Annotated in this window: 9 protein-coding genes; 7 read left to right on the top strand and 2 right to left on the bottom strand. The window is 44.4% G+C overall.

Annotated elements, in window-relative coordinates; all coding sequences use genetic code 11:
- Positions 1–42: 42 nt before the first annotated feature.
- Both BM030_RS03000 and BM030_RS02995 read right to left on the bottom strand, forming a co-directional pair.
- On the bottom strand, positions 43–510 hold the full coding sequence (locus tag BM030_RS03000; RefSeq protein WP_090970860.1) for a DUF3408 domain-containing protein: 468 nt from the start codon (positions 508–510) through the stop codon (positions 43–45).
- A 5-nt stretch (positions 511–515) separates the two neighbouring features.
- Positions 516–1,283 carry a ParA family protein gene (locus tag BM030_RS02995; RefSeq protein WP_013666836.1) on the bottom strand — a complete coding sequence of 256 codons (768 nt, stop codon included), beginning with the start codon at positions 1,281–1,283 and terminating at the stop codon, positions 516–518.
- Between the two features lie 723 nt (positions 1,284–2,006).
- Between BM030_RS02995 and mobA the strand changes: the two genes are divergently transcribed.
- From mobA to BM030_RS02955, 7 genes are all read left to right on the top strand, one after another.
- A complete protein-coding gene (mobA, locus tag BM030_RS02990) occupies positions 2,007–2,444 on the top strand; it encodes a conjugal transfer protein MobA (protein ID WP_090971048.1) in 438 nt (145 codons plus the stop codon).
- 1 nt (position 2,445) lies between these two features.
- A complete protein-coding gene (mobB, locus tag BM030_RS02985) occupies positions 2,446–3,738 on the top strand; it encodes a conjugal transfer protein MobB (RefSeq protein ID WP_090970858.1) in 1,293 nt (430 codons plus the stop codon).
- Positions 3,739–3,889: 151 nt separating this feature from the next.
- The gene (gene mobC, locus BM030_RS02980; RefSeq protein WP_090970856.1) at positions 3,890–5,893 is read left to right on the top strand and encodes a conjugal transfer protein MobC; all 2,004 of its coding nucleotides are present in this window, start codon (positions 3,890–3,892) and stop codon (positions 5,891–5,893) included.
- A 131-nt stretch (positions 5,894–6,024) separates the two neighbouring features.
- Positions 6,025–6,588 carry a helix-turn-helix domain-containing protein gene (locus BM030_RS02975; RefSeq protein ID WP_090970854.1) on the top strand — a complete coding sequence of 188 codons (564 nt, stop codon included), beginning with the start codon at positions 6,025–6,027 and terminating at the stop codon, positions 6,586–6,588.
- Between the two features lie 88 nt (positions 6,589–6,676).
- A complete protein-coding gene (locus tag BM030_RS02970) occupies positions 6,677–9,088 on the top strand; it encodes a heavy metal translocating P-type ATPase (protein WP_090970852.1) in 2,412 nt (803 codons plus the stop codon).
- Positions 9,089–9,187: 99 nt separating this feature from the next.
- Positions 9,188–9,409 (top strand): heavy-metal-associated domain-containing protein, encoded by a 222-nt coding sequence (locus tag BM030_RS02965; RefSeq protein WP_002981097.1) that lies wholly within the window; start codon positions 9,188–9,190, stop codon positions 9,407–9,409.
- A gap of 711 nt (positions 9,410–10,120) precedes the next feature.
- A complete protein-coding gene (locus BM030_RS02955; RefSeq protein ID WP_090970850.1) occupies positions 10,121–11,002 on the top strand; it encodes a DUF3347 domain-containing protein in 882 nt (293 codons plus the stop codon).
- Positions 11,003–11,015 lie beyond the last annotated feature (13 nt).

The following is an 11,015-nucleotide window of genomic DNA, read 5'->3' as shown; positions in this document are numbered from 1 at the left end:
TTTGAAAACCCAGTGGCGCAGCTGCGCAGATTATTGGCATCTTCACTGGTGTACTTTCATCCGGAACGAGTGGTGTACTTTCCCCGGAATATTCATGGGTTTAAACTTATTGTTGAAATCATCGGTGATGGCTTTCTCGAACTGTTCAAAATGATGTTCGAGAATATTGTCCAAATAAGCGTACAGGGGTATTTTATCCTCGCCGATAACCTGCACGATACGGGAAAGCCGTTCGTGGTATTCCTGCCGGATGTAGATGCTCTTATCACCACGGCGTGTCATGGTGTGGCTGTTGAGAAACCGCTCGCCATAGCCCGTATCGGAAATCCTCTTTTGTCGGGTACGCTCTTTGGCTACGGGCTTTTCCATTGGCGTTTCCTTTGTCGGCTCTGCGCTCGGCTCTTGCGGGGCTACCGCCTGTTGGGGCTTCTTTGTTTCACCTGCCATAATGGACATGAGATATGCCTCGTCAATCGGGGCATTCGGCTTTTTCTTGTTTTCATTCTCCATAGCGGTTACAGTTTGACGGTTCTTAAAAATTCACTGATGAACAAATCCAAGCCGGAGGCTTTCATCAATCTTTTGTCGGGAGGTAACAGCGTGGAGCGGAAGACGGTCTTTGCCGTTGCCTCGCTCTCCTTGCGGAAGCGTTTGCTATCGGCAATGCGTGTTTCCATTGCTTGCAGTCCGACCTCGTTAATGACGTTGCCGTAGATTTCGTACAGTTGCGATTTTTCCCTGCCATCGACCATGTTCCAAAACAGCCGTATGGTTTCGATGGAGGTCTGACCTTGTTTCATAAGGACGTTGGTCAGTACATCGGTAAAGCTCAATGTGCTTTCCATGACCACACGGTCTGCCGTGATGGGCGAAAAGATATGGTGCATTCCTGCCAGTGTGTTCAGCAAACCCGAAGTGTTCACCGTTCCGGTCAAATCAAAGAAAACCACATCCACGGGAACGGTCGAGGACTGTACGAATGCTTCCGCATCCGTTAGGGCATTGTCAGCCTTGCTTTGCAGTACCGGATAGGCTTTCTTGTTGATGGTGGAAAATTGGCGGTGCGCCAGTTTTTTCAGCACCTCGTTTTGCATGACCGCTTTCAAATCCCGTTCCCTCATTTGGCAGATGCTGTGCTGTGGATAATCGCAGTCAAAGACGGCTACATTATAACCCATTTGGTAATGAAGTATGCTTGCCATAACCGTTGTAAACGTGCTTTTCCCAACGCCCCCTTTTTGGCTTGAAAAAGCAATGAATTTTGTCCTGTTTGTTGCTTCCATTTCTATTCTATTTTTAAGTTTCTATTTCCGTGGACTGCCTGCCATCCGGCGTGAAACAGGGCTGTCATCCCTGCACACCGTCCGGCAGTCTTGATACAATCCCGTCTGTCGGGCTTGCCGTCATTCGTTCAGTCAGGCGTGCCGTCATTCCGGCTTTCACACAAGCAAGACCTATGGCATGCCTGTCGTCCTGCCCGATGGAATGGCTACCGGATAGATTTCATGCCGTCCGGCATTCCTGCCTGCCATGCGAAACGCCGTCATGTGTTCCGGCATTCCTGCGCTCCGTCTTTCACAACTGCCATCGGGAGCGGATGCCTGCAAACAGGCTTGCGTGACTGATAGCGCAAAGAAGCAGGTTATTCCGCTCCATTGATTTAAAGCGGTAATCCACGGCATTTTTTGGCAATGTTTGGTCGTGGCGATAGGTCAATACTTTGAAAAAGCTACCCTTACTTTGTAAGGGCTTAAATGCAAAGGGCGAATGGAAAAATCATTGGTGAATGGAAACTATGGGTGGAACGGCACAAAGCCGTTTTTTTCCGCTTTACCCAATCCGCATCCGCCGATAGGCGGACGGATTTTCTGTTCACCCGAACAGAGCAAGTTATGTTTTGAGGCACTCGAAACCCGTTTCGTGCCTCAAAACCACTTGCCCTTGCAGGGAGTTTTAAAACACCCTCCGAAGTCGGGGTTTTGTTGAATATTAAAATGGATTTTATAATGAACGGAAAAGAGAAAAAGGAACAGAACAAAGGTGGGCGCAAGCCTAAAGCAAACCCAAGCATCCACCGTTATGTATTTCGCCTTACGGACGAAGAAAATGCCAAATTCCTTACATTTTTCGAGCAATCGGGAATGAAAGTAATGGCACATTTTATTACAGCCTGCATCTTTCAGAAGCCAGTCAAAACCGTAAAAATTGATATGGATGCAGTCGATTTTCATACGAGGCTGACCAATTTTTACAGCCAGTTCAGAGCGGTTGGCGTGAATTACAACCAAATCGTGAAGATACTTTATCGTAATTTCTCGGAGAAAAAGGCATCGGCTTACCTCTTTAAACTGGAAAAGCAGACGGCAGAAATGGCGGACTTATGCCGGAAAGTGATTGAGCTAACACAGGAATTTGAAAAAGAACACCTGCAAAAACACAGATAAGATGATAGCAAAGATTGGCAAGGGTGAGAATTTGTACGGTGCTATTTCCTATAACCAAAAGAAGATTGATAGTGAAAACGGGCAGGTTTTGTTATTGAACAGAATACCCGAAACGTTGGATAATACCTATTCGACCGCTTACCTGCACCAGTGTTTTGAGCCGTATCTGTCCGCAAATATCAAAACTGAAAAGCCTGTGCGCCACATATCGCTGAACCCTGATCCTGCGGATAGGGTCAGCGATGGGCAGTTCGTAAAAATGGCGCAGGAATATATGGAGCGTATGGGGTACGGCAACCAACCTTATATCGTTTTTAAGCATACCGATATTGAACGCACCCATATCCATATCGTTACGGTCTGTGTGGGTTTGGACGGCAAAAAGCTACCGGACAGTTACGACCATCCACGTTCAATGGCAATCTGTCGGGATTTGGAAAAAACGTACAATCTTATACCTGCCACGGAAAAACAGCGAACGGGAAATGAGCAGGTATTCCGTCCGGTGGATTACAGAGCCGGAGACGTTAAGAGCCAAATCGCATCGGTGGTGCGACACCTGCCGAAGTATTACGGGTACGCAAGCCTCGGCGCATACAATGCCTTGCTTTCGCTTTTCAATATTACGGCAGAGGAAGTCAAAGGGGAATTGCACGGACAGCCTAAAAACGGTCTTGTCTATTTTGCACTGAACGAACAGGGAGAAAAAGCAAGCAATCCTTTTAAGGCATCCCTTTTTGGCAAACAGGCAGGACTGGACGAACTGCGAAACCAATTCGCAAAGGCTAAGGAGAAAATGAAAGCCGACCCCACAAGAGCCGTACTCAAAAGCACCATTGAAGTAGCGATGCACACCGCCACTAATGAAGCCGATTTTAAAAAGCAACTGTTGGAGCAGGGCATCAATGCCGTGGTACGGCGCAACGATGAGGGGCGTATATATGGTATGACCTTTATCGACCACGAAAGCCGTACCGCTTGGAACGGTTCAGCTTTGGGCAAAAACCTATCGGCTAATGTCTTTAATGATTGGTGGAACGGGCAGGCGGTCGGGCAACGCCAAGAAGCTGAAAAAGCAACCGCACAAAATCAGTCATCGACCAACACCGTAGAGAAAGAGGAAGCCCACGTACTTTTTAACTTCCTTAATAAAGAACAGGAGACCGATGATTTATGGATAGACGGATTGGGTAGGCTACTGCCGGAGGCACAGGGCGAAGACTACGAGGAACAGGCATTTGCCAACCGCATGAAGAAAAAGAAGAAACACAAAAAACGGGGAAGACAACAATAATTTTTTTGACCATCAATGACCAGGATTAACATCTTGGTCATTGTGGTTTTAAAATACTGTCAAACAAAGCCACCAAAAGCCATCCGACACCGCTTTGGATAAGCCCTTTTAAATAGCCTCTAAATTTCCTGCATCACTAAAATTTTTTGTTATGCAGGGAGAAGACGATTTGAGAGGATTAGCCAAAATAATGGCTTTTATGCGTGCGGTAAGTATTCTTTTGGTACTGATGCACTTTTATTGGTTCTGTTACGGTTTCTTTGCCGAACGTGGATGGACACTGGAAATTATCGGCAAGATACTGACCAATTTCAACCGTACCGCAGGGCTGTTTGCCCACACCCTTTACACCAAGATTTTTGCATTGCTGTTGTTAGCGTTAAGCTGTCTCGGCACTAAGGGCGTAAAGAATGAAAAGATAACGTGGGCTAAGATTTACACCGTCTTAGTTATCGGCTTTGTGCTGTTCTTTCTGAACACGCCATTGTTAAAGCTGTCGGCAGGTGTTGCCACCTCGCTTTACATCCTTACAACGAGTTTGGGTTATATAGCCTTGCTCATGGCAGGGGTATGGATGAGCCGACTACTCCGCAATAATCTGATGGACGATGTTTTCAATAATGAAAACGAGAGTTTCCAACAGGAAACCCGTCTGATAGAAAATGAATACTCGGTCAATCTTCCCACAAGGTTTTATTACAAAGGCAAGTGGAACAATGGATGGGTTAATATCGTAAACCCTTTTCGGGCTTCGATTGTACTTGGTACTCCCGGCTCCGGAAAATCCTACGCCATCGTAAACAACTACATCAAGCAACACATCGAAAAGGGGTTTGCGATGTATATCTACGATTTCAAGTTTGACGACCTTTCCACGATTGCCTACAACCATTTGCTGAAACACTCCGATAAGTATAAGGTAAAACCCAAGTTTTATGTTATCAACTTTGACGACCCACGCCGTAGCCACCGATGCAATCCGCTAAGCCCTGCCTTTATGACGGATATATCCGATGCCTACGAAGCCTCTTATACCATCATGCTTAACCTTAACAGGTCGTGGATTTTGAAGCAAGGGGATTTTTTCGTGGAAAGCCCAATTATACTGCTTGCCTCAATCATTTGGTTTCTGAAAATCTATGATGATGGAAAGTATTGCACGTTTCCCCATGCTATTGAATTGCTGAATAAAAAATACGCAGACGTATTTACGTTATTGACCTCATATCCCGAACTTGAAAACTACCTGTCGGCTTTCATGGATGCGTGGCAGGGCGGAGCACAAGACCAGTTGCAGGGGCAGATAGCATCGGCAAAAATTCCATTGTCACGGATGATTTCGCCACAGCTTTATTGGGTGATGACGGGTGATGATTTTTCACTGGACATCAACAACCCACAAGAGCCGAAAATCTTGTGCATGGGTAATAACCCCGACCGTCAAAATATCTATTCTTCCGCTTTAGGATTGTACAATTCGAGGATTGTAAAACTCATCAATAAGAAAGATAAGTTAAAGAGTTCGGTTATCATAGACGAGTTGCCCACAATATATTTCAGGGGATTAGATAACCTTATCGCAACGGCACGTAGCAATAAGGTGGCAGTATGCTTAGGCTTTCAAGACTATTCGCAATTGATAAGGGATTATGGCGACAAGGAAAGCAAGGTCATCCAAAATACCGTAGGCAATATTTTCTCTGGTCAAGTGGTGGGTGAAACAGCCAAAAACCTAAGTGAGCGTTTTGGGAAAGTGTTGCAGAAACGCCAAAGCATGACCATCAACCGTAATGACAAATCTACTTCTATATCCACGCAATTGGACAGCCTTATTCCGGCTTCCAAAATATCTACGTTGACACAGGGAATGTTCGTGGGGTCTGTTTCAGACAATTTTGATGAACGTATCGAGCAGAAAATATTTCATGCTGAAATCGTGGTGGATAACGAAAAGGTTTCTGCCGAAACCAAAGCCTATAAGAAGATACCACAGATATTATCCTTTGCCGATGAAAACGGCAACAACAATATGAAACAGGTCATTGAAGCCAATTACAGGCAGGTCAAAGCGGACGTTGTTCATATTGTGGAAAGCGAAATGAAGCGGATTAAGATCGACCCCGATTTACAGCATTTGATACAGCAAGAGGGGTAATTTTAAATTAATGTATCTGTTCATTCGGCAAGTAAAAAATGAATTAAATGGTAAGCAACGAGTTTGGTTCAACTTAAATACTAAATTTGTATATAATTACTATGAATGTAAAAAGTGAATAGGGAATAAATATGAATACACTCTTTATAAAAAATATGGTTTGCAACCGCTGCATTATGGTAGTGCAGAATGAATTGGAAGAACTTGGTTTAGGTATTAAGAATATAAAATTGGGTGAAGTAATCTTAGCCCAAGAGATAACCCCCGCAAAAAAAGATGCTTTGGTAAAGACTTTAGTACCATTAGGATTTGAGATAATTGACGATAAAAAGAGCAGAATAATAGAAAAGATAAAGAACACTATTATAGACATGGTGCATCATCAAGATAATGATATAAAAATCAATATCTCGGATGTATTGAGCGATAAACTGCACCACGATTACAATTACCTGTCCAACCTGTTTTCAGAGGTAGAGGGTACGACCATTGAAAAATACTTTATCGCCCAAAAGGTGGAGAAAGTCAAAGAATTGTTGGTGTATGATGAGTTGTCATTAAGTGAGATTGCGAACCGCCTAAATTATTCGAGCGTGGCATATTTGAGTAACCAGTTTAAAAAAGTTACCGGGCTAACACCAAGCCATTTCAAACAGATTAAAGAGGATAAAAGAAAACCGTTGGATAAAGTGTAAGTAAATCTTACAAATCAAGTCCAAAATTTCACAACAGTACCCATAATTATAATAGCCAATTTTGCATTGTAAATTAAAGCAGGCAAATATGGCGACAAACAGAGAAAATATATACATTCCGTTGGAGGATGTAGAAAGCGAACACTGTGCATTAATCGTTGAAAAAGGATTGGCACAGGTAAAAGGCGTAGAAACCCATAAAGTAGAGCTGAACAACCGCAGGGCAGCAATTACAGTAGATAGTAATGAAACCGTAGGCGAAGCTGTTAAGGCAATTAAAGATTTAGGTTACGGAGTTCCTACGGTTAAAGGTGCTTTTCCGGTATTGGGCATGACCTGTGCATCCTGTGCGGGCAGTGCCGAAAGCATTGTGAAATACCAACCGGGAGTAGTCAATGCTTCCGTGAATTTTGCAACGGGCAATCTTACCGTAGAATATCTGCCCAATATGACCGATGCCTCCACGCTGCAAAAAGCGGTTCAGGGAGTAGGTTATGACCTATTGATTGAAGACGAAACCAAGCAGCAGGAAACGCTCGAAGCCATCCACGAAAAGAAATTCCGAACCCTGAAAAACAAGACCATTTGGGCAATTATCCTTTCCCTGCCCGTGGTAGTCATAGGAATGTTCTTTATGGATATGCCCTATGCAGACCCGATAATGTGGCTCTTTTCCACACCCGTTGTAATATGGTTGGGCAGGGATTTTTTTGTAAACGCTTGGAAGCAGGCAAAGCACCGTTCCGCCAATATGGATACGCTGGTGGCATTGAGTACAGGTATTGCCTACCTGTTCAGTGTTTTCAATATGCTGTTTGCCGACTTTTGGCATCAACGGGGACTGCACGCCCACGTATATTTTGAAGCGGCAGCCGTTATTATCGCATTCATCCTCTTGGGAAAACTGCTGGAAGAAAGAGCCAAAGGCAACACCTCTTCAGCCATTAAAAAGCTGATGGGCTTGCAACCGAAAACGGTCATCGTGGTACAGGCGGACGGAACGGAAAAGCAGACCGCTATCGAAGACGTAAGCGCAGGCGATGTGATACTCGTAAAGCCCGGTGAAAAGATTGCGGTAGACGGCATGGTCATATCGGGCAATTCGTATGTGGACGAAAGCATGTTAAGCGGTGAGCCTGTACCTGTATTGAAAAAAGAAAAAGAAAAAGTATTTGCAGGAACGATTAACCAAAAAGGCAGCTTCCGGTTCAGGGCGGTAAAAGTGGGTAAAGAAACCATGCTTGCCCACATCATCAAAATGGTGCAGGATGCACAGGGAAGCAAAGCACCCGTACAGAAACTGGTCGATAGGATTGCGGGCATCTTTGTTCCGACAGTGATAGGTATTGCCATCCTGACATTTACACTATGGTTGATTTTGGGAGGCGAAAACGGGGTTGTTCAAGGCCTGTTGGCAGCCGTTACGGTATTGGTCATTGCCTGCCCCTGTGCTTTAGGCTTAGCGACACCTACCGCTATTATGGTAGGCGTTGGTAAAGGTGCTGAAAATGGCATTTTGATAAAGGATGCCGAAAGTTTGGAACTGGCCAAAAAAGTAAATGCCATCGTTTTGGACAAAACCGGAACCATCACCGAGGGAAGACCACAGGTAACGGGCATTAAATGGCTGAACAGTGAGGACACCGCAAAAGAAATCCTTTTGAGCATCGAAAAGCAATCCGGGCATCCATTGGCAGAAGCCGTAGTGAAGCATCTTGACGGTGTAGCGACCACCTCTTTATCTATGTTCGACAGCATTACGGGCAAAGGCGCAAAAGCAGACCATGACAACGAAACCTATTATGTAGGCAACAAAAAGCTATTGGCAGAAAACAACATTGCCATTGCCAGCGAATTACAAGACCAGGCCGAAGAATGGGGCAAACAGTCCAAAACCGTTATCTGGTTTGCAAACAGCAAAAAGGCTCTTGCTGTAATCGCTATCGCCGATAAGATTAAGGAAACATCGGTGCAGGCTATCCGGGAAATGCAGGAAATGGGCATTGACCTGTATATGCTGACCGGAGATAATGAAGCTACCGCTAAAGCCATTGCGGAGCAGACAGGCATCAAGCATTACAAAGCCGAAGTTTTGCCACAGCATAAAGCCGACTTTGTGAAAGAACTGCAAAGTAAAGGAAAGGTAGTGGCAATGGTGGGCGATGGTATCAACGACAGCACCGCATTGGCAACAGCCGATGTAAGTATCGCAATGGGCAAAGGCAGCGACATCGCAATGGACGTAGCCAAGATGACCATCATTTCGTCCGACCTGACCAAGATACCGCAGGCAATACGCTTGTCCAAACAGACCGTAGCCACCATCAAGCAAAACCTGTTCTGGGCGTTTATCTACAACGTAATCGGCATTCCGGTAGCGGCAGGCATCCTTTACCCTGTTAACGGCTTCCTGCTCAACCCGATGATTGCGGGTGCGGCAATGGCATTGAGCAGCGTGAGCGTGGTCAGTAACAGCCTGCGGTTGAAGTGGAAGAAATAAAACAGTAAATCTCACAAATCAAACAAGAAATTACACAACAATAACTAACTGAATAGTACGGAAATTTGCATTATCAGATAACTCTAAAATTTGTAAACAATGGAAAATAAACAATTTCAATTCAAGACGAACATCAATTGCGGCGGCTGTATCGCATCTGTAAAGCCGCACTTGGACAAGGCAGAGGGCATCTGCCATTGGGAAGTGGACACGGCCAACAAGGACAAGGTACTTACCGTGAAGTCCGAGGGCATTACCGAGCAGGAAGTAATATCGACCGTGCAAAAGGCAGGCTTCAAAATAGAACCTTTGGATGCCTAAGCCAGCAACTTTTTGAAATGCCCTTTTTCCGACCGAATTTCCATGAGGTTGGGTTGATGAAAAAGGACATTTTATCAATTCTGAAAAAAGGCGATAGGTTATTGCGTATATGGCATTATTTTTCCATATAGCAAAAAAAAACGTAAAACGATATAAAAAAACCAATCTAATTTGTAACTTTGTTGCGTTGAAAAATTATAGAATACATATAGGCATTTTGACATTGTTCTGTTTGGTTTTCTTTATGATGCCAAGTCAGAGCTATGCCTGTTCCAAAAATTCAACAAAGACCGAGCAGTCTTCCTGCTCAAAGGAGAAATCCAAAAAATCAGAACATAAAAAAGGTTGCAAGGGCAAATCCTGTAAAAAATGCAAAAGTGACAAATGCGGGGGCGGCTGTTCACACAGCTCTTGCAGGTGCGGTGCTTCAACCACTTCCCTAAATGTCCCAACCATAATCGAATTAAAGGCAAAAAATCACTTAGCAGCAGCTAAAAAGCAAAAATTCGGTTTCAAAGAAGCCTACTATTCTTCGGGCTTTTTCTCCATTTGGCTACCGCCTAAAATAAGCTAAAACTATGGCCTGATAGCCATAGGTGTGTCCTGTCAGAAGCTGTTCCGGCTTTTGCAAATCCCCTATTTGTATCATTTACTTAAAATTTAAAACAGAAACGGGTTTATCAATCCCCCGTTTCTCAAAATGTAATTATTATGAAATCATTATCAAAAATAGTGATGGTAATCGCCGTGTTACTATCATCAATAAACGGCTTCGCACAAATCAAGAATGCGAAAACAGAAACCGTAAAGATTTACGGCAATTGTGGTATGTGCAAAACCACCATCGAAAAAGCAGGTAACGTAAAAAAGGTAGCCAGCGTGGACTGGAACAAAGATACCAAGATGGCTACGCTCACCTATGACGGCGACAAAACAAATCAGGATGAAATCCTGAAACGTATTGCTTTGGCTGGTTATGACAGTGAGAAGTTCCGTGCGCCGGATGACGTATATGCTAAACTGGCTGGTTGCTGCCAGTATGATAGACCCGTGAAGACGGTTGCCAAAAACAAAGAGGCGGGAATGGACATGAATGCCGGACATGGCAATCACGACCATGGCCAAATGGCAGCATCCGCTAACAAAGATGCAGCCCAAAACCAATCACAGCTAAAAGCTGTATTTGACAACTACTTTTCAGTGAAAGACGCTTTGATAAAAACCGATGCGGCGACCGCATCTGCCAATGCCGCTGAATTGGCCGCATCCCTTAAAGCAGTCGATATGAATAAGCTATCGGCAGAGGAACATACGGCTTGGATGAAAGTAATGCAGGACTTAACGGACAATGCGGAAAGCATTTCAAAATCAAAAGACGTTGCAAAACAAAGAAGTGCTTTTGCGGCACTTTCGGGAAGCATCTACACACTGGCTAAAGTGTCTAAACAGGACACCCCCGTTTATTACCAGCACTGTCCTATGTACAATGGAGGTAAGGGTGCAAATTGGCTAAGCAAAGAGAATGAGGTGAAAAATCCGTATTACGGCTCACAGATGCTTACCTGCGGCAGTACAGTTGAAACTATTAAATAACAGTTTTAAAGAT

The organism is Parapedobacter composti, from assembly GCF_900112315.1.
In the GTDB taxonomy this organism is placed as follows: domain Bacteria; phylum Bacteroidota; class Bacteroidia; order Sphingobacteriales; family Sphingobacteriaceae; genus Parapedobacter; species Parapedobacter composti.
This window is presented reverse-complemented; position numbering and strand designations above follow the sequence as displayed.